General features: G+C 54.5%; 13 protein-coding genes and 3 pseudogenes. 13 read left to right on the forward strand and 3 right to left on the reverse strand.

Annotated features, from left to right (window positions below):
• The 10 genes and pseudogenes from E0702_RS15315 to E0702_RS15365 form a co-directional block, all read left to right on the forward strand.
• Positions 1–759: transposase (locus tag E0702_RS15315; protein WP_132045399.1), on the forward strand; the 759-nt coding region annotated here is incomplete at its 5' end.
• Between the two features lie 29 nt (positions 760–788).
• Positions 789–1232, forward strand: a pseudogene (locus E0702_RS15320) (transposase); the annotation flags it as partial.
• A 211-nt stretch (positions 1233–1443) separates the two neighbouring features.
• Positions 1444–2003 (forward strand): annotated as a pseudogene (locus E0702_RS19970) (IS3 family transposase).
• A gap of 163 nt (positions 2004–2166) precedes the next feature.
• Entirely contained in the window at positions 2167–3894 is a 1728-nt protein-coding gene (locus E0702_RS15335; RefSeq protein ID WP_132045405.1) for a hypothetical protein, read from the forward strand.
• Between the two features lie 88 nt (positions 3895–3982).
• Positions 3983–5947, forward strand: a complete 1965-nt coding sequence (locus tag E0702_RS15340) for an acyltransferase family protein (RefSeq protein WP_132045407.1) — start codon at positions 3983–3985, stop codon at positions 5945–5947.
• A gap of 64 nt (positions 5948–6011) precedes the next feature.
• On the forward strand, positions 6012–7283 hold the full coding sequence (locus tag E0702_RS15345) for a glycosyltransferase family 4 protein (protein ID WP_240721784.1): 1272 nt from the start codon (positions 6012–6014) through the stop codon (positions 7281–7283).
• Positions 7280–8506 (forward strand): glycosyltransferase family 4 protein, encoded by a 1227-nt coding sequence (locus E0702_RS15350; RefSeq protein WP_132045409.1) that lies wholly within the window; start codon positions 7280–7282, stop codon positions 8504–8506. The genes E0702_RS15345 and E0702_RS15350 overlap by 4 nt, the downstream gene beginning before the upstream one ends.
• Before the next feature lie 57 nt (positions 8507–8563).
• The gene (locus E0702_RS15355) at positions 8564–9946 is read left to right on the forward strand and encodes an undecaprenyl-phosphate glucose phosphotransferase (protein WP_132045411.1); all 1383 of its coding nucleotides are present in this window, start codon (positions 8564–8566) and stop codon (positions 9944–9946) included.
• Positions 9947–10090: 144 nt separating this feature from the next.
• Complete coding sequence (locus E0702_RS15360; protein ID WP_132045443.1) at positions 10091–10294, forward strand: GDP-mannose 4,6-dehydratase; 204 nt, start codon at positions 10091–10093, stop codon at positions 10292–10294.
• 101 nt (positions 10295–10395) lie between these two features.
• Positions 10396–11718, forward strand: coding sequence for an O-antigen ligase family protein (locus tag E0702_RS15365; protein ID WP_306766922.1), 1323 nt, complete (start codon positions 10396–10398; stop codon positions 11716–11718).
• A gap of 24 nt (positions 11719–11742) precedes the next feature.
• On the opposite strand, the gene E0702_RS15370 is transcribed toward E0702_RS15365, so the two are convergent.
• The 3 genes from E0702_RS15370 to pilB form a co-directional block, all read right to left on the reverse strand.
• Positions 11743–12591, reverse strand: coding sequence for a prepilin peptidase (locus E0702_RS15370; RefSeq protein ID WP_132045447.1), 849 nt, complete (start codon positions 12589–12591; stop codon positions 11743–11745).
• A gap of 390 nt (positions 12592–12981) precedes the next feature.
• On the reverse strand, positions 12982–14235 hold the full coding sequence (locus E0702_RS15375; protein ID WP_132045413.1) for a type II secretion system F family protein: 1254 nt from the start codon (positions 14233–14235) through the stop codon (positions 12982–12984).
• Positions 14236–14387: 152 nt separating this feature from the next.
• Entirely contained in the window at positions 14388–16160 is a 1773-nt protein-coding gene (gene pilB, locus E0702_RS15380; protein ID WP_132045415.1) for a type IV-A pilus assembly ATPase PilB, read from the reverse strand.
• A gap of 424 nt (positions 16161–16584) precedes the next feature.
• Between pilB and E0702_RS21750 the strand changes: the two are divergent.
• The 3 genes and pseudogenes from E0702_RS21750 to E0702_RS15395 all read left to right on the forward strand — a co-directional run.
• Positions 16585–16702, forward strand: a pseudogene (locus tag E0702_RS21750) (pilin); the annotation flags it as partial.
• A gap of 308 nt (positions 16703–17010) precedes the next feature.
• Positions 17011–18771, forward strand: a complete 1761-nt coding sequence (locus E0702_RS15390) for a PglL family O-oligosaccharyltransferase (protein WP_132045419.1) — start codon at positions 17011–17013, stop codon at positions 18769–18771.
• Between the two features lie 190 nt (positions 18772–18961).
• Complete coding sequence (locus tag E0702_RS15395) at positions 18962–19432, forward strand: phasin family protein (protein ID WP_132045421.1); 471 nt, start codon at positions 18962–18964, stop codon at positions 19430–19432.
• Positions 19433–19451: the final 19 nt, after the last annotated feature.

Raw genomic sequence — 19451 nt, forward strand, 5'->3', positions numbered from 1 at the left:
GCTGAGAACGCGGCGCATGCGGCCTATGCCGGTATCCGTACTGTCACGCCCAAGACCCGCGACGGCATGGTTGAGGCCTTGCGAGTTCTCAAGGTGTGCCGCAAGACGGCGGTTGCGGCGCGCCGTGTGGCATTGCAGATGATACAGACGCAAATCGTATCAGCCCCCGACGCTCTTCGTGACCCACTACGCAAAATGACCCGAATGAAGCTCATTCGCACCCTTGCCGCTTGGCGCCCTGAACTCGATGGGTATCGCGATGTGACGACAGCTTATCGTATTGCATTAAAATCCCTGGCGAGGCGCTACCTGGAGCTGAGTGACGAGATTGCTGACCTGGATGTGATGATCGCGACCATCATCGACGAACTGGCACCGGAGCTTATTTCTCGTACAGGTGTTGGGTATGAGTCGGCAGCTCAGCTTCTGATTACTGCCGGAGACAACCCGGAACGTCTCCACTCTGAGAGTAGCTTTTCCGCGTTGTGTGGTGTGAGCCCGATTCCCGCATCGTCGGGAATGCGGCAGCGCCATCGCCTCAACAGAGGTGGCGATAGAGCGGCCAATAGTGCCTTGCATATCATCGCAATTGGCAGGCTTAGGGTAGACCCAAAGACCCAGGACTATGCACAGCGGCGGTTGACGGAAGGCCTGTCAAAGATGGAAATACTTCGCTGCCTGAAGCGATACATTGCGCGTGAGGTTTACTACATCCTGCGCAGGCGAGGCCGGGAAATCAGCCAAACACAAATTGCTTGAATTTTTTCCTTGACACTTAGAAGGGCGTCAATGGCTCCGCCATGAAAGGCTCGACGCTTCAGGCGACGCTGCAGCGGTTAAACATCACCCCGTCGTACAGCCGCCCTCAGGTCTCCAATGACAACGCCTTCTCGGAGTCGCTGTTCAGGACCTGCAAGTACCGGTCCGACTACCCGATGGACGGCTACGAGAGCCTGTTAGCGGCGCAGCAGTGGGTGACGCGCTTCGTGCAGTGGTACAACCACGAACACCGCCACAGCGCCATACGGTTCGTCACCCCGGGTGAGCGGCATGCCGGCCTGGATAACGAGGTGCTGGCAAGGCGAGACGCCATCTATGCCGAGGCGAAACGGCAGCATCCCGGGCGGTGGAGCAGTGCCACCCGCAACTGGACACCGCGCCGGTCGGTCTGGCTGAACCCCGACCAGGAAGACCCGCTGGTTCAAAAGGATCAGCGATTAGAAGCCGCCTGATTCCAGGTTCCAACAAGCTTGACAGTCATCGCCCCGGCGAAGCCTGTACTACCGGCCCAAGCCGCGGCAGCGTGTCATCAATGCCGATCTGACGGCACGGGTGAAGCTGGCCCTGGAGCGGTTCCCCACCTATGGCTATCGCCGCCTGGCGTGTGTTTTGGGTGAGAACCGTAAGCCAATACAACGCATCCTGCAGTTGAAAGGCTGGCAGGTGCGCAAGCGGCCGCAGGGCTTCCGCCCGCGTGCCAAGAGCCTACCGTCCGTTGCGTCACGGCCTGATGAGCGCTGGGCGACAGATCTCACGCACGTGTGGCGCGGCAAGGATCGGCGGGCCAGCCTGGCGGTGATCATTGATTGTTGTACGCGGGAGATCCTCGGTTGGCGATTATCGGACAACGGCAGCAGCATGACGGCTGAAGCGGCGCTGGAAGAGGCCCTGGTACATCGGTTTGGCACGCTGGGCCGCATTCATCAGCCGCTGGCCCTGCGCTCCGACAACGGCCTCGTCTTCAGTAGTCGGCACTATACAGCGACGGTGAAGGCCTACGGGCTCACGCAGGAGTTCACGACGCCCTATACCCCGGAGCAAAACGGGCTGGTCGAGCGCTTCTTCCGTTCCTTGAAGGAAGAGTGCATCTGGCTCCATCGCTTCGAGTCGCTGGGCCAAGCCAGGTGGTGATCGAACGCTGGATCCGATACTACAACGAAGAGCGGCCACATCAGGCCTTGGGCTATGTGGCACCCCGAGCACACCCAGCATTAGTTGCGTAGGGTGTGCAGAAACTAGGGGGTCATTACATAAGGCGATACCTTATTCTCTGGCATGGCTCCAGTGTTATATATACTGGGCAATGTCGTAGAATCAGGTATTATACTGTTCATTGCGTGTTTTCTTCTTTAGGCTCACGTTACAGTTAGTGCTATGATAAAATCCATGCAAGACTCAACCCGCTGGGGCCTTTCTCTTGGGTTAAAGTTCCTCAAAGTTGTTCCGTTTATGACTATGACAATAGTCATACTCACGATTCTGTCACAAATTGCAACGTTGCTTTCTTTCTTCCTTCCGCTGAAGATTGTAATACTACTTGGAAGTGATGGTGTCCCGATGTACTTTCCACCTTCATTTTCTAAAGTCGATCGAGACATTCTAATTATAGCACTCAGTATAGCAACTATCGGCTTTTTTCTTCTCCAAATCCTGCTGGAAAAGATTATTCAAGTAGTCACGAATAAAGCGACTCTGTGTCTCTTGAAGAGAAGTCACAAGATGACTTTGTTTGAAAATCAGGAGGAAATAGCAGAGGCCTCTTATCAACGCTACTCTAGGGCTCTCGCTAGTGGGGTGTTTGTCCTGCTCTCTCTGCTCTTGCTTTTATTTATTTATTCGGAGATGGTCCTTGTATTAACTTCTTACATATTGATAATGTCAATTATTTTGGTTGCCGTATGCGAATTTTTTGAAGGTGCCAAGGAAGTATTGGCTAATAGTTTAAGTAGTTCTTTAAGGCTGATGGGTGGTGTTGGTTTCTTTGTTTCTTTTGCATTTTTGGTCGTAGACTTTGTATATTTAACGCCCCCTGTTGTAATTTTTTCTATCATTTCACTTCTATTGAGTCGACAGGTGCTCAACAGGGTGGTTAAGTTTGTGTTGGATATTGCGGCGCTATATAGACAAAAAACAAAGCTCAATGCAATTTTTTTTCATGGGAAGTCGTTGCAGACCGAGCAATCGGTGAAGAGAAGAAGTGTTTGGGATCTCTTGGAATTTAGCGAAAGGAGTTACTGGGTCAGTATAGCCTTGTCCGAAGTTCTAGAGACATTGGTTGATCCTAAAGAAGTTCAAGCTGAGTGGCTGCAGAGTACAATCTCTAATGTTGCAATGCTGAAAGTTTCATATTATAAGAATAGCGATTTGGAATATTATTTAATAAAGATCTATGAGGTTAACAGAACTTCTTTCGCACTGCATGAGTCGACATTGCTAGCGAGCCAACAAAATAATATTCCTGCATTTTTATGGATTGGTGGAGCTAAAATAGCAAAATTTTATTGCTCTGTGTATGAGTTTCGTCCAGGGAAAATACCTTCTCCTATAGAAACTAGGCAGAAAATAGAAAATGTCAGACTTCAGTTGCTAAAGGTAGAGCTCAATGAGTCTCTGGTGAATCTCTATACACGCTCCAAACCATTTTTATGGCAGAGAGTGAATGAAGCTTTTCTAAAAAAGCTTTATTCTGGTGTAGACGGTCCGGAGCAACTAGCCTTGGTGGATGAGCTTTTTTTAATAATCAATGAGATAAATGCGAGGTTGAGTCGTCTGCCTTTAATCTTGGTTAATCAAGATGTGAATAGGGAGTCGTTATGGATTCCTGACGGTGATGACGATGCTATCTTGTTGAACTGGGGAAGGTGGAGCATAGAGCCTATTGGTGCATCATGGCCACATGACTCTGAAAGCTTAGATACTTTATTTAAAGCTATAGAAAGTGGCAAAGATAAGAGGAAGGATTTTCTTGAAATATCTTTATCCGATGTAGCAATTTCATCCATTTTGTATGCACTCGAACAAGCCTGTGATAGGCAGAGATTTGCTGAAGCAGTCGCTTTGCTTCCTGATCTTCTTGAAAGGGTCAACTCGGAGTGCGAAGAAAGAAGAGTATAAAAGGTACCGCATGCTTTATCATTGGCTTTCAATAAGTCGATGACAGGTCGTGGTATTTCACCTCGTTTGTGTTCAGGATGTTAAGGTTATGGAAAAGAAGTTAGAAGTACAAGGGTTGAGAGCAGTAGCCGTCATGGGTGTCTTGCTTTTCCATATTTGGCCTGAATATATGCCTGGTGGATTTACTGGTGTTGATGTTTTCTTTGTTATATCTGGCTATTTGATTACCGGTCATATTGCCAGAGAGATTGAGGAGAAGGGGAGGTTTTCTCTACTAAAATTTTATAAGCGAAGGTTGAGAAGGTTGCTGCCTGCAGCAATGGTTGTGCTGTTTGCTGTTACCATATTTCTCCCCTTGTTGCCTGAATCTCGCTGGCAAGAAACCATTTACGAAATTTTAGCCAGCGCTCTTTATGTCGAGAACTGGCAGCTGGCATGGCTAGCTGTGGACTATTTAGGTGGACAAAACGCCCCTAGCCCAGTGCAACACTTTTGGTCACTCTCGATTGAAGAGCAGTTCTATATTTTCTGGCCTTTAATGTTAATATTGTCCTCTATGGTGGTTGGTCATGTAAGCTCCTCAAGGCGGGTGTGGATAGTCACAGCATTGTCAGTTATTCTGGTGTCATTTTATTTCTCTTTAAGTCTGACCCATGCCAGCCCAGATAAAGCATATTTTGTTACCCACACCAGGGTCTGGGAGCTGGCTTTTGGTGGCTTCCTTGCGTTGTATTCTTTTCCATTTTTCCTTGTTAAGTTCAGGCGCGTTCTTAGACTGTTGGGTGTTATATTAATATTTACTTCTTTCTCATGGATTGATAAAGCGACTCCTTTCCCTGGTATGTATGCTTTGGTTCCTGTGCTGGGGTGCGGATTGATAATAATTGCCGGTAGACAAGAAAATGGCAGCTGTCATGTATATAATGCCTTGTCGAGTAGTGTGTCACAATATTTAGGCGATGCTTCATATTCAATCTACTTGTGGCATTGGCCCATCATTGTCTTCTTGGTTCCACATCTCCACGGTGATCAAATAGGTTTGTTGACAGGTGTTCTTGTTCTTATTTCTTCTTTAGTCATTGCGGGGTTTAGCAAGAACTATATTGAAGATCCTTTTAGGAGAGAGGGCAGCACTTCAAAAACTTTTGTCGTCTCGTCTGTGTCTATTTCTTCGTTGGTTATTGTACTTTTTGCTTTCATTTTTTCCCTTGAGAATTCATCCCATCTGGACATGAACGAAGGGTCAGGTGAATCTAAAACTTATCAAGGAGTGATGACACTCTTATCTGATGAAAATGTCCCAGATGTGGAAAATTTGTTTCCGCCGTTGACAATGGTTAAACGTGATATTCCAGAGGCATATCGTGAAGGTTGCCACTTGAGGATTGACGATTTTGATCTGAATCCCTGTGTTTTTGGAGGAAACACTAAGTCTAGTTTCAGTGTTTTTCTAGTTGGCGATTCTCATGCGGCTAACTGGATCCCCGCGATGGAGAGGATATCTCAAGAGTATGGCTGGTATGTAGAGACACATACAAAATCAGGTTGTCCCGTTCTAGCAGAGCCCGTAACACTGCGGGGCAGTGCTTATGAAGCTTGTTTCAGGTGGGGCGATGGTGTGCTTGATCACCTTCTTGAGGAAAACCCTGATGTTGTTATTTTTTCACAGTCCGCTGGTGCTAGGCTATATCAGTCGGACTCTGAAATTGATAATGTCATTGTTGAAACTTGGTCGGCAGTCTTGGAAAATGGAATCTCCGTGGTGGCGATTGCAGATACTCCCAAGCATCAAGTAGAACCAGCCGAGTGTATTGAGAAAGATCCTGGCTGTTATTCTGTATATTCTGAGGTGATTAGGGATGACCCTATTCTTCGCGCTCATGATATGGATCCTCGGATTGAGTTGATTGATATGAATGATGTATTGTGCTCCTCTGAAATTTGCCCAATGGTAATTGGGAATGTTGTGGTTTGGCGTGATAAGCATCATTTAACGGCCTCTTACTCCAATAATCTATATGAAATTTTCTATCGTAGAGTTAAGCGGCTCTAGAAAAGTTAATTAAGATTCAGTGATGGGGATGTGGTTAAAAGTCTGTTGACTAGGCGGGATGTCAATGAAAGTGTCGATGGTTGTGTGGAATGAGTTTCTTAACGATGCTCGCGTCCTGAAGGAAGCCGAGACCCTCCAAGCAGAAGGTTGGCAAGTAGTGGTCCATGCCTTGCATACACCGGGAGTGACTAGAGATAGAGAATCTCTATCATCCGGTATCAATGTCGTGCGAGTCGCTCGCAGCCCGCTATGGAAGCTTCGCAAGCGTAAGTGCCTCAAAGCCGAACGCAATGCCTCCAAAAGGAGCGAAAAGGCCAAACAGCAACCTCAGAAAGTTGCTGTTTCGCCGCCGGAAACCTTTGTACGCCAGTTGCTCAAGCTCGTGGCCAGGCTATGGACGCATGCGGGGCTCGCCATTCAGTTGGTGCGCTCTCGGCCAGCCGCGATCCATGCCCATGACGTTAATGTGCTGCCGACGGCATGGTTGGCGGCCAAGCTTGCTCGGGTACCACTCATTTATGATGCTCATGAGATCAGCACGGACCGGGAAGGGTACAAGGCCTTCCGCGGTATGGTGGGGTGGCTGGAGAAACGCATCATGCCCAAGGTGGCTGGCACTATCACTACCACAGACGCCCGTGCCAAGTTCTTCGCGCGTGCCTATGGCATTCCGCGACCCCTCGTTCTGCAGAATCGCCCGCGCCTCTTAAAGGTGGAGGGCTCGAATCGTATTCGCGAGGAACTAGGTTTGAGTGAACCCTGGCCCATTGTGTTGTATCAGGGCGGGCTACAGCCAGGCAGGGGGCTTCCTAAGCTGGTGGAAGTCGCGAAGCAGGTGCCTGAAGCATATTTCGTCTTTATTGGTGGAGGGCGCCAAACGGCTGAATTGCATCAGCTGGCTGCGGATCTAGGACTTACTGATCGTGTCCATTTCATTTCTACCGTTCCACTCGCGGAGCTTCCGTCCTACACAGCGTCGGCGGATATCGGCGTGCAGCCCATCGAGAATACCTGCCTCAACCACTTCACTACCGATTCCAACAAATTGTTCGAGTACGTGATTGCGGGTCTGCCGGTGGTGGCCAGCCAGTTGCCAGAGATCAGCAAGGTAGTACGGCATCATGATCTTGGTCTGCTGGTGCCCCCGGGCGATACCGAGGCCCTGGCTGACGCCATCCGTACACTGGTGCAGGACGCAGGGATGCGCAAGCATTACCAGGCCAATGCAGAGAAGGCAGCGCAATCGCTTAACTGGGAAACTCAGGAGGCTTCCTTGCTGGAGCTTTACCACCGCGTGCTGGGTAATGAAGCCATTCAGGAGCGTGCGGCTAAATGAGCGGACCTCGGTTACTGCTTCTTACCTTCTATTACCCGCCAGACCTGGGGGCTGGGTCTTTCCGCAGCCATGCACTGGTTCAGGCGCTGCTGGAGCGGCTTCCTGCCAACGCACATCTCGAGATCCTGACGACGGCGCCCAATCGCTATGCCGGCTTTGCGACGCAAGCCCCACAAGTTGAAAAAGATGATACGGGACGTTTGACGGTACGCCGCCTGGCGCTGCCCAGTCATCAAAGCGGGATGCTGGATCAGTCGCGTGCCTTTGCGACCTATGCCCGTCAGGTCAGACTATCGGTACACGGCAAGGGCTATGACTTGGTCATGGCCACTTCGTCACGCCTGATGACGGCCGTGCTTGGTGCCTATATCGCCAGGAAATGTTCGGCCAGGTTATACTTGGATATTCGCGATATCTTCGTTGAGAACCTGCCGTTCCTGTTGCCGGTGGGGACTCGCTGGTTGGGGATCCCGTTTTTTTCTGCCCTCGAGCGTTGGGCGATCAACCGTGCCAGTCGGGTCAATCTCGTATCCAAGGGGTTCGAGGGATACTATCGCCCGCGTTTTCCTGATCAGGTTTTCTCCTGGCACAGCAACGGCGTGGATCGACTCTTTATCGACACCTTTGCCGAACAGGTCGAGGCGAAAGATCGAGCTGAAGGTTCCGTTGTTTCCCTGCATCCTGGCCCACGCCGCTTGAGAATCCTCTATGCCGGAAATATCGGGCAATGCCAAGGCCTGGATCGTATTCTTCCTGAGTTGGCCAAGCAGCTGGAAAAAGAGGCTTGGTTTGTCTTGATCGGGGATGGAGGGCGCAGACAGGCGCTGGAGGTCAGGCTTAGTGAACAGGGCACCACAAATGTGGAGCTTAGGGCGCCTGTCGAGCGTGATCGGCTGATTGAGGAATACCACAAGGCCGATGTGCTGTTTCTTCACCTGAATGACATGGAATGTTTTTCGCGAGTCATACCCTCCAAGTTGTTCGAGTATGCCGCAACGGGCAAGCCGATTCTGGCAGGGGTCAGGGCCTTCCCAGCGGACTTCTGTGCGCAACATATTGCCAACGTCAGTGTCTTCGAGCCATGCGACCCAGAGGCCGCCATATCGGCCTTTCACAAGCTGGTGATATCAGACCAGCCACGCGAAGGTTTTGTCGAGCAGTTCCGGCGTGATCGCATCATGGCAGACATGGCAGGTGACATAGCAGAGCTCGCCGATAGTTAATGTATGTTTTTTATCCTTTCATGCCCAGAAAGCTCGTACTGAGAAAAGTCAGGTAATATGAGCAAGTCCTCCATCGCTTTTTCCGAGCGCTATCCCGCCAAGCTTGTCGTTCCCGTTGTCGATGCACTGGCCCTGGCCTCCGCGGGGGTAGTCGCGTATTGGGTGCGTTTCGGCACCGTTGACCTTCATGAGCGTTATGCCCTCGCGATTGCCATCATGGTGCTCCTGGTCATTTTGCTGAACGTTATGCAAGGTGCCTACACACGCTGGCGGATTACCAGAATTTCAACCTTGCTGGGCAAGCTGCTGATGGTGTGGATGGTGGTGGCCATTCTCGCCGCGTCCATCATCTATTTCGCCCATGCCGCCGATCGCTATTCTCGTTTATGGGTGGGCTTCACGCTGCTTACTTCATTCGCCATTTCCGGAGGCGCTAGAATTCTAGCTCAGTTCCTGCTGCGCCAAGCTAGGCGGCGTGGTTTGGGGCGTCGCCCCGTCTTCATGGTAGGCCCCGGAGATCAGCTGATTCGGGTGGCGAGGGGAATGCGGGCTTCTCCAGCAGAGGGCTACTCTATTGCCGGCGTGGCGCGGCTTTCCGACAATCCTGATACATCGACACTGCATGGATTGAGTCAGCGTATTTCTCGAAGTGGGGCAAGGGAAGTGTGGATATGTGTTCCCCTCGAAATGGGTAGTGTTGTTCGCTCCATCCTCTTTGCGTTACGTGATCTGACCGCCGAGATTCGATTTATTCCAGATTTTCAGGACATGCGACTGCTCAACCATCAAATGAGTGAAGTGGCGGGCCGGCTTGCCATTGACCTTAGCGTGACACCTATCGATGGCATGGCCCGAATCACCAAGCGTCTTGAGGACCTAGTTCTCGGTGTAATATTCTTTACTATTTCCCTCCCAGTCTGCATCATTATTGCCGTTCTGTTGAAGTTACAATCTCCTGGTCCCGTTCTTTTTAAGCAGTATCGTATGGGAGTGAACGGCAAGCATTTCAAAGTTTATAAATTCCGCTCGATGGAGGTTCATAACGAGGAGAGTGGACAGGTCACCCAGGCGACCCGTGGAGACCCACGAGTCACCCCGCTTGGCGCTTTCCTAAGAAGTACCTCGCTTGATGAGTTACCCCAGTTCTACAACGTGCTTCAAGGGCGTATGTCCATCGTGGGGCCGCGTCCGCATGCCTTGGTGCACAACGACTACTACAAGGAGCTGGTGGAATCCTATATGAAGCGCCACAAGGTCAAGCCGGGAATCACCGGATGGGCTCAGGTGAATGGTCTCCGTGGCGCCACGGAGACTGTCGAGAAGATGGAGAAGCGTGTCGAACACGACCTCTGGTATATCGATAACTGGTCAATCTGGCTGGACCTTCGGATTATCGCGCTAACCATCATCAAGGGGTTCCGAGGACCAAATGCTTACTAAATAACCCTTATTAATGGTAATGGGCGACTTGTTCGCCGCTCTTTCAGTTCGTTTAGCTTGCTTCACCCCCCCAGTGTCAGGGTGGGTGCCGTGACCTCAGATACCCTGTTCTTATAAACCGGCCAGGGAGTCTCTTTGCTTGAGATGGTTGGCAGCTTCACGCGAGTGACCGGGGTGGATGTGCCATTTTCTTTTGGTGAACGCCGGAAAGGAGATTTAGCCGTATGCTGGGCCGATGCGTCGAAGGCCGCGCAGGAGCTAGGCTGGTCTGCCAAGAAGGGTCTGGACGAGATGATGGCCGACACCTGGCGCTGGCAGTCGGCCAATCCGCAAGGCTACGCCGTGTAGCGCGGATCGACCCATGGCATGTGATAGAATGGCCGGCCTTGCGCCGGCCATTTCTGTTTCTGGCCTACCGAACTCCTGACTGCTCGAGCTTGGCACCCTCCATGATCATGCCTACTGTCTTCGCTTCAGCCTCTTCGCCCGCATGGCATCGCCAGCCATCTTACCTCCAACTCTACACCGGCCTTGCCGTCTTCCTGCTGGGGGCGATTGCCCTGGTGGTGCCCAGTGGCTACTCATTGGGTGCGGTGATGCTGCTGCTGGGCAGCGTGGTGCTGGTAATCAAGCGGCCCTCACTGGGTCTGGATCGCCGTGACCTGGCCATCATGGCGGCCTTGACCCTCTATGCGGGGATACGGATCGCCGCGGCCTGGTCGGATAGTCAGAGCTGGTCAGGTGTCGACAAGCCTATTCGCTTCGTTCTGGCGATTCCCGCGATGCTGTTGGTCATGGCCTATCCACCTCGGTTGAGCTGGCTCTGGAGTGGTCTGGCCATCGGTGCGATCGGTGCCGGTAGCTGGGCCGGTTGGCAGAAGCTGGTGGCGGGCGTGGATCGTGCGACGGGCTATACTTACGTGATCCAGTTCGGCAACCTGAGCATGCTATTGGGCATCCTCTGCCTGGCGGGACTTGGCTGGGCGTATGTGCAGCGTCACCGTCACCTTTGGCTTGGCTTGATGGCGGTGGGGGCCCTATGCGGTGTACTGGGCTCACTGTTCTCCGGTAGCCGTGGCGGCTGGGTCGGCATCCCCTTTATCCTGCTGGTGCTCTACCGGGGCTATGGGCGGCACCTTTCTTTTGGGCTCAAGGTTGCCGCGCTGGCTATCGTGATCGGCGGTGGGGCGTTGATGTATGCCCTACCGCAGACCGGTGTTCAGCACCGTGTCTTTATGGCGTTCAATGATATAGAACGCTATGTGGAGGGCGAGAGTCGTACCAGTTCGCTCGGCGCCCGCTTCGAGATGTGGAAGGGGGCCACACATTTAATCATGGAGAAGCCGCTGACCGGCTGGGGTGAGAACGGCTATCGCCGCGCCATGCAGGCCCTGGGAGAGCAGGATATCGTGCACCCCAGGGTGGCGAAGAAGTACGGCCACCCGCACAACGAGTTTCTCAACGAGCTGGTCAAGCGGGGCGTGTTCGGCCTGCTGGCCTTGCTGGCCCTCTATCTGATGCCGATGCGCTTCTTTGTCCGGCAGATGGCGAGCCAGAACCTCGAGCGGCGCAGCCTGGCGATTGCCGGGGTATTGCTGCCGGTGGCGTATATCGATTTCGGCCTATCCCAGGCCTTCCTGGCCCATAACAGCGGCACCATGATGTTCGCATTTCTGCTGGCGGTGTTGTGGGGCTGTTTCCGAGCCACGGGCATGTCGAAGTCGGCTCAATCTGTTATAGATTGGGGTCAGACCCCAAACCCCGGGGTCTGACCCCAGTTCAACCCCAAGTCAAGGTTATAGCAAGAAGAACTGGCTATACACCGCCATTAGCGGTTCGCCGCCGAGCAGGGCGATCCAGCCGGCAAGGGCGAGATAGGGGCCGAAGGGCATCGGGGCGCCGCGCAGCCTGGGGATGGCGAGCTGGATCAGGATGCCCAGCACCGCGCCGATCCCGGCGGAGAGAATCAGCAGCAGCGGCAGATACTGCCAGCCCATCCAGGCGCCCAGGGCGGCGAGCAGCTTGAAATCGCCGTAGCCCATGCCCTCCTTGCCGGTGATCAGCTTGAAGGCCCAGTAGAAGCTCCACAGCACTAGGTAGCCCGCCATGGCGCCGATCACTGCACTGGGCAGCAGCAGTGGCTGGAACAGCAGTTGATAGAGCAGGCCCGCCCACAGCAGCGGCAGAGTCAGTGCATCGGGAAGCAGCTGGGTGCGCAGGTCGATCGCCGCCATGGCGAGCAGTGAAAGGCAGGCACCGAGCACGAACAGCCCCTGCCAGGTGGCGCCGAACAGCATGACCACGGCCACGGCGAGCGCGCCGCCGGCGAGCTCCACCAGCGGATACTGGGGGCTGATGCGGGTGGCACAGTGAGCGCAGCGCCCGCGACGCTTCAGCCAGCCGAGCACCGGGATATTGTCGTGCCAGGCGATGGGCGTCTCGCAGCTGGGGCACATGGAGCGCGGCGTCATCAGGTTGAAGGTCTCCTGCTGCTCTTCGGGGAGCTCCAGCGCCTCGCGGGCCTCGGCTCGCCAGCCAAGCATCAGCATCACCGGCAGGCGGGCGATCACCACATTGAGGAAGCTGCCCAGGCAGAGGCCGATAAAGGCCGCCAGGGGGATGAGCAGGGTAGGGGGGAGGTGCAGCACTGACAAATCCTTGGTTAATTACACTTCAGTGTGAATCTGTTTAGCAGGCGGAGACTGGTGGGAGGCAGGCGGTGCATGGTGGGTGGCAGGTGATGCATGGTGGGTGGCAGGTGATGCATGGTGGGAGGCCGGCTGTGCCGGGCGAATGGCGCCGTCAGGCGCCCCTGTGGCGTTAGGAAGGCCGGTAGCTTCCATTGGGAGCCTTCGGCTCCTTCGCCCGGGGGACCCGGCCTCCCACCAGTGTTACCACCTTCGCCTGCCCACAAGTGTTACCACCTTCGCCTGCTCACCAGTGTTCCCAGCTTTGCCTCCCACAAGTGTTCCCAGCTTTGCCTGCCCACCAGTGTTACCGCCGGGGTCTGACCCCAACTGGGTGCGCCGGCAGCATCAGATAACGGAGCCCAGTTGGAAGATCGGCAGGTACATGGAGACGACCAGGCCGCCGACCAGCACGCCGAGCACCACGATGATAAAGGGTTCGAGCAGCGAGGTGAGGGTGTCGACCATATTGTCGACCTCCTCCTCGTAGTAGTCCGCCACGCGGTTGAGCATGGCGTCCAGCGAGCCGGCCTCCTCGCCGATGCCGACCATCTGCACCGCCAGCGGTGGGAACTTCTCGGTCATGCGCATGGCGAAGTTGAGCTGCTGGCCGGTGGAGACCTCTTCGCGAACCTCCTCCACGGCGCGTTCGTAGACCTTGTTGCCGGTGGCACCGCCGGCGGTATTCAGCGCCTCCACCAGCGGTACGCCGGCTCCGAAGGAGGTGGCCAGGGTGCGCGAGTAGCGCGCCACGGCGGATTTATCGAGGATCTGGCCGATCACCGGGACCTTCAGCGACCAGGCATGCACCCGGTAGGCGAAGGCTTCCGAACGCTTCATGCCGTTGCGAATAAAGAATACCAGCGCGACGATGCCGAGCACGCCCCACCACCAGTACTGCTGGGCGAATTCGGAGAGTTGTATGGTCATGCGGGTCATCGCCGGCAGCTCGGCACCGAAGCCCTGGAACAGGCTCTCGAACTGCGGCACCACCTTGACCAGCAGCAGGGCGGTGACGCCCAGGCCCACGCTGATCACCGCGGCGGGGTACCACAGCGCCTTCTTCACCCGGCTCTTGAGGGCCTCGACCTTCTCCTTGTAGGTGGCCACGCGGTCGAGCATGCGGTCCAGCGAGCCGGACTGCTCGCCGGCCGCCACCAGGTTGCAGAACAGCCTGTCGAAGTGCTGGGGGTAGCGGCGCATGGCCTCGGAGAAGCTGGCACCGGCGCTGACATCGTTCATCAGCTCCTGCACCAGGGCACTCATGGCGGGCTTCTTCATGCTCTCCGCCACCACCTGGAAGGCCTGCAGGATGGGTACACCGGAGCGGATCATGGTCGACATCTGGCGGGCGAACAGCATGATATCGCGGGGCTTGATCTTGCCCATGCCACCGCCGATGCCGCTCTTGCGCCGCACGCTGCCGACGATGATGTTCTGGCCAGCGAGGACCTTCTCGACCTCCTGGCGCTTGGTGGCGACCACCTCGCCCTTCATCTTGCGCCCGTTAGGCCCCTTGCCGGTCCAGTTCCAGCGGTAGAGCTTGGTCTTTTGGCTCGCCTTGGCCTTCTGGCCTGCCCTGGTGTTCTTTGCCGTCGCCATTCGAGATCCCTGTTCCTGCGTCTACGCGTTGTTGTGACTGGTTACCCCTCGTTGGCGACATTTTCGGGAGGCCTTCGGCCTCTAGTCGCCCGGGGGACCCGGCCTCCCACCCTGTTGTCCTCGTTCCTCGCCCCTCGTTCCTCACCCCTTGGTCAATCCTTCGTCACCCTGAACACTTCCGCCAGGCTGGTCACCCCCTGCATCGCCTTGAGCAGGGCGCTGCGGCGCAGATCGGGGTGGCCCTCCTGGCGGGCCTGACGATCGAAGTCCAGAGAGTCGCCGCTCTTCATGATCAGGTGGCTCATGGCGTTGCTGATCGGCACCACCTCGTAGATGCCCACGCGCCCCTTGAAGCCCTTGGTGCAGTGCTTGCAGCCGACCGGCTCGAAGATGGTCGCGGTGGCGATCTCCTCGGCGCTGAAGCCCTGCTCCTCGAGCACTTCGCGGGGGATGTCGGCCGCCTGCTTGCAGTGGTCACACAGCCGCCGTGCCAGGCGCTGGGCGATGATCAGGCTGACGGAGCTGGCGATATTGAACGCGGCCAGGCCCATGTTGGCAAGGCGCGACAGCGTTTCCGAGGCGGAGTTGGTGTGCACGGTGGAGAGCACCAGGTGGCCGGTCTGGGAGGCCTTGACGGCGATCTCGGCGGTCTCCAGGTCACGGATCTCGCCGACCATCACCACATCCGGGTCCTGGCGCAGGAAGGCGCGCAGGGCGCTGGCGAAGTCCAGGCCGATCTTGGGCAGCACGTTGACCTGGTTGACGCCGGGCACCTTGATCTCCACCGGGTCCTCGGCGGTGCAGATATTTCGCTCCACCTCGTTGAGGATATTGATGCCGGTATAGAGCGTCACCGTCTTGCCGCTGCCGGTGGGGCCGGTGACCAGGATCATGCCCTGGGGCTGGCTGAGCGCCGTCTCGTACATCGCCTTTTGCGCGGGGGTGAAGCCGAGCTGCTCGATGCCGATCTGGGCCGAGCTGGGGTCGAGGATCCGCAGTACCAGCTTCTCGCCATAGACCGTGGGCAGCGAGTTGACGCGAAAGTCGATGGAGCGCGTCTGGGAGAGCTTGAGCTTGATGGCGCCATCCTGGGGCAGGCGGCGCTCGGAGATATCCAGGCGTGCCATCACCTTGAGGCGCGCGGCGATGCGGGTGCGCATGGCGAAGGGTGGATGGGCGATATCGTGGAGCATGCCATCGATGCGGAAGCGCACCCGATAGTTGGTCTCGTAGGGCTCGAAGTGGATATCCGAGGCGCCGCGGCTGATGGCATCGAGCAGGATCTTGTTGACGAACTTGATGATCGGGGCATCTTCGCGGGCCGACTGGGCATCGGTGTTGATGTCGATCTCGCGGCTGCCATCCTCCTCGGCGTAGTTCAGCTCGCCGATGGCGTCGTCAACGCCCTTCAGCGAGTCGAGCATGCTGGTCTCGCTGCTGGCCAGGTAGCTCTCCAGCACCGGCACCAGCTGGTCCTCGGGTGCCAGCACGCCCTCTGGCGAGAGGCCGGTGGCGAACTGCAGCTCGTCGAGCTGGGTCAGGGTGGAGGGGGAGGGCACCGCCACCGTCAACCGATGGCCATGCTGGATCAGCGGCAGCACCTTGAGCTTGCGCAGGATCTTCTCGGGGAAGCGCTCCGCCTTGGGCAGCGTCTCCAGGCGGATGGCATCCAGATCGATGATCGGCAGGCCATACTCACGCGCCGCGGTCAGCGTTGCGTCGCGGGCCGGTACCAGCCCGGAGTCGATCACATGGTGCAGCAGCGAGACATCTCCCTCCCGCGCCTCCCGCTCGGCGCGCACCGCCGCCGCCGCGCTGAGCCGCTCGTCGGCCACCATGCGACGCGCCAGGCCACGCAGCCCGGCGGCCGGATCATCGCTGACGGGCGGCTGGGAGGAGGTCAGCGGTGAGCGGTAATCGTTCATGGCGTCTCGCGGGCTGTGGGGTGTGACGATCGTGGGGTGTGACCTAGCGCTTTCGTCATATGGGGATGAGGCAATTCACCCCATTCTAGCCGTTCGTACCTTCTGCGCCCACCCATCGCCCGCGTCCGCGGCCGCTTGGGCCGCGAGAGGGGGCTTGCCAGCGCGGCGTGAGTTATGCAATCTGATATGCATCAAGATTGTGGTACTTATGCAGTTTTGACCTACAATAATCCTTGCAAGGTTGCAAAGCGTAAATTAATGTAACCATCAACCAAGGATGAGACTTTTAATCCTGGTGGATATGGTCGGGCCCAGGCCCTTCCCAACCATCGAAACCGACACCGCACGGGTAGCACAGCAGGGCTCACGCCACAAGCGCCACGGCGGAACAGCAAGCAAGGGGTAAGGAATGAAGCAAATGATGATGAAGAAGGCACGGCTGAACAAGGCTCAGGGTGGCTTTACCCTGATCGAGCTGCTGATTGTGGTGGCGATTATTGGGATTTTGAGTGCGATTGCGATACCGCAGTATGCTAATTATCAAGATAAAGCTGATGCTGCAGCGTGTAAGCAAGAACTTTCTGCTGCACGAACTGCGATATTTGTAAGCTCAGATTTAGCTTCTGATCAATCAACTTATGATTGGAGTGCTTGTGATCCCGATACAATCGTTTTGACTGCAGACGCGCTTAGCGCAACAAGTCTGCAAAGAGATCAAGAAGTATCAGTTCCCATTGGTGCTCAAGTTGATATTGATGATTTCTGATACTTTTATTTAATTAGATAAAAAGGGCCAAGCTTGCTTGGCCCTTTTTAGTTTAATACATGTGCCTTGTGTGGTGAGTGTTGAATGATTAAATTTGTCAATTTGTTTTTAATAAGGAAGTTTTTTTATGTAATAGTTTTTGCAATCTTTGGGGGATTAATGTTGGTTACATTTCCCAATTTAGGCGGTGGTGGGCTGCTACAACCTTTCAATGCTGTTGTATGGATAGGCTTCACTGCGCTGGTTGCCATCTCTCTGTGGCCAATAACAAAAGGAGTGATCCTTCTCAGTAGATTTCATTCGTTTCTAGGGGGGGTACTGATTTTCTTATGGCTTCCTTTTATCTGGTCATGGAGTGAGTCGTCGGTTATCGCTCTGCCGAGGATGTTGGGATTGTTGGCGGGTGCAGCACTGCTCGTAGGAGTTTTCCAACTCAAGTTGACGGATCGCGACTGGTGGTGGGTAGGCTTGTCAATCCTGACGGGTGTGCTTGTGCAGTCTTTTCTCGGTTACCTTCAATACTATATCTTGCCGCCTGAAAATTGGCTTGATTACAACCCAGAGAAGCATAGACCGTTTGGGGTGTTTCGACAGCCAAACTTAATGGCTTCATTCCTCGTTACAGGGCTGGCTGTCTCTGGCTGGTTGCTATCTGGGGCAAGTAGAAAGTTGAGCTGTGCTTATATGCTGCTAGCACCGGCTTTTATCCCAGCCCTTCTAGTGCTGTTGAACTCCAGAACTGGGTGGGTCGCTGCTTTCATATCTGTTCCGCTAGTTCTTCTTTCCTTATGGTTGGTTGATAAGAAAAAAAGTTTTATTTGGCTGGCAAGTTTGGCAGCGGGAATGTTGTTGGCTTTTGTGATTTTTCAGTTTGAAATGATTGCCGACGGGAAGCAGCTGAAAAGCCTTTCAGAAGTCGGGGCGCGTAGTGTGGTTTATCAACATTCCTTATCAATGATGCTAGATAAGCCTATCCTAGGCTGGGGTTATGGCCAATTCGAGAAAGAGTTTTTATTTAGCTTTGCGGACTGGAGGGCCGGGCTGCCTTTTAATCAGCCTGTTATTACAGAAAGGTTTTTAGGTGTGAGTAATTTTAGCCACCCTCACAATGAATTATTGTTCTGGGGTGTTGAAGGTGGTTTTCTTCCTGTTTTGGCAATTCTCATATTCTCTATTTGGTTGCTATGGAGTATCTTTAAGAAAGCGAAGCCTAGTGAAAGTGCAATTGTTCTAGCACTTCTTTTCCCCATAGCACTGCACAGCATGACTGAGTTTCCGCTTTATCAGTCAGCGGTTCATTGGCTGACTTTCCTGTTGCTGCTAGGGTTTGTAAATCATTTGTGTTTCAAAACAAGAAAATTTTCTTATCGTTATACTTTTATAGTTCGGTTTTTTGTGTATGTTGCGGCACCTTTTATAATGCTGTTTATGGCCACGCATCTTCAGGCGCTTTGGTATGTGAAGAAGGTTTTCATTGATAAGGGAGAAAGAGTTGTAAATATGAGAGAGGTGATCAACCCACTTGGAACCCCTAGTTTTCTGCAAAATATGAATTTGCAGTTAAACTTAGCAGCAGCATTGGATAATGAAAATAAGTCGTTGGTTGCCTATTACTCAAATATGCTGGAAGAAGAAGCTAGCATTCGGCTGGACCTAGGCAAGCTCAATTGGCTGGAGCAGTCATATGAATTTTTGGAGAACAATGAAAAACTGGAAAATATCATAAAACTTAGAAGGCACTTGTATCCAGCCTACGAGGAGAGTAACCCGGAGCATGAGACGAATGAAATGCTAGAAACTGGCTCCGATGCTAAGACTCTTGGTGTCCGGGCGTCAGATATTTAGCTGTAAGCGAGTAAAATTGTGGGAAGACTGAATGGTATAAGTGGTAGTGCATCCGGATTGGTGCTTGATGGCGTCAATTTCTGACCGATTGTTGCAGTGCACAAAAAAGCCTGCTATTGTTGCAGTGCAACAGAGCGGAACCTTCAAGCGAGAGGCTCCGTTCACAGCCACTGAACCAGGAGGTTCCCAGATGACCAACGTATTTACTTTCGATACCAAGCAGTTCGATACCGCCCAGATCGATTCGCTGTTCTTCGCCCCGGCTCGTGCCTTCGTGGCCCTGTCCGTGGACTACACCGAGAAGCTGGTCAATGCCCAGCTCGAGGCGACCAAGGCCTACACCGATCTCAACCTGGCGCAGCTGCGTCGCCTGACCGAGGTCAAGGATGCCGAAGGCCTGAAGAGCTACGTTGAGGGCCAGCAGGACGTTGCCAAGCAGCTGACCGAGCGCCTGAAGGGCGATGCCGAGAAGGTCGTGGCCCTGCAGCAGGAGTTCGTGCAGGAGAGCCAGAAGCTGACCGAGGGCAACGTCAAGCAGGCCCAGGAGAGCGTTCAGCAGGTTCAGGAGAGCCTTCAGCAGGTCCAGGAGAGCGTCGAGAAGGCCACCGCTTCCGCCACCAGCAAGTCTGGCAAGGAAGCGTCCGCCAAGAGCGGCAAGTAAGCGCGACGCAGGACTTGTT

Source organism: Halomonas marinisediminis (assembly GCF_004347715.1).
Lineage (GTDB): Bacteria > Pseudomonadota > Gammaproteobacteria > Pseudomonadales > Halomonadaceae > Halomonas > Halomonas icarae.